Origin of the sequence: Massilia pseudoviolaceinigra, assembly GCF_030846505.1 — a bacterium.
Taxonomy (GTDB): Bacteria; Pseudomonadota; Gammaproteobacteria; order Burkholderiales; family Burkholderiaceae_D; genus Telluria_A; species Telluria_A violaceinigra.
Map to the genome: position 1 here is coordinate 1 of NZ_JAVCWL010000115.1, position 935 is coordinate 935.

The 935-nt window shown below is 61.9% G+C and carries 2 protein-coding genes; both read right to left on the minus strand.

Annotated features, from left to right (window positions below):
* On the minus strand, window positions 1–672 hold a 672-nt coding region (locus RBA40_RS33325), incomplete at its 3' end, for a flagellin N-terminal helical domain-containing protein (RefSeq protein WP_306653195.1).
* A gap of 59 nt (window positions 673–731) precedes the next feature.
* Window positions 732–935: hypothetical protein (locus RBA40_RS33330; RefSeq protein WP_306653197.1), on the minus strand; the 204-nt coding region annotated here is incomplete at its 5' end.

A 935-nucleotide genomic window follows, 5' to 3' on the forward strand; every position in this document is an offset into this window, starting at 1 on the left:
CAGGCGGTTGGCCGAGGCGCCCAGGGCCGAGCGCACGGTGCCGATCGAGGCGATGGCGGTGGAGAGCTTGTCGATGGTGGTCGAGGCGGTGCCCACGCCGGTCAGTTCGGTGCCGACCGTGTTCGGGGCGGCGTAGTTGGCGGTGGTGGCGCCGACGTCGGTGCCCAGGGTGGTCATGCTGGCCGACATATCGACCGTCATTTTTTCACTGGTGCTCGAACCGATCTGGAACGTCATGGCCGAGGCGATGGTGCCGCCGACGAGCAGCTTGGCGCCGCCGAAGGAGGTGTTGTTCAACACGTTGTTCAGTTCGGTGCCGAGGGCATCGTATTCCGACTGCATCGCGGTCTTGTCGGCCGAGGTGGAGGAAGCATCGGCCGACTGCGTGGCCAGATCCTTCATGCGCACCAGCATGTTGCTCACTTCGTCGAGCGCGCCTTCAGCGGTCTGCAGCATCGAGGTCGAATTCTGGGTGTTGCGCATCGCAACGGCCATGCCGCTGGTCTGTGCTTTGAGGCGGGTGGCGATCTGCAGGCCGGCGGCGTCGTCCATCGACGAATTGATGCGGTAGCCGGTCGACAGGCGGGTCATCGAGGTCGACAGGCTGCCTTGGGTACGGTTGATCGAATTTTGTGCGGACAGGGCAGCGTTGTTAGTGTGCAGACTCAGCATGATCGAACTCCAGGTATGGGGGGTGGGGGTTGTCGGAGCCGCGGTGTGCTGCGCTCTTACTAGTACAAGACGACCGTTTCGCCGACCGCGTTAAGTGCCACATGGAAATTAATCGAACTATTTTCTGTGTATGAAAAAAGCCAGCCGGATGAGGGCTGGCTTTCGCGGGAACCCGGCCGCCTGGCCGGGAAATCCTCGGGGATTATTGCAGCAGCGACATGACCATCGAGGACATGCTGTTGCTCTGCTTGAGCATGGCGGTA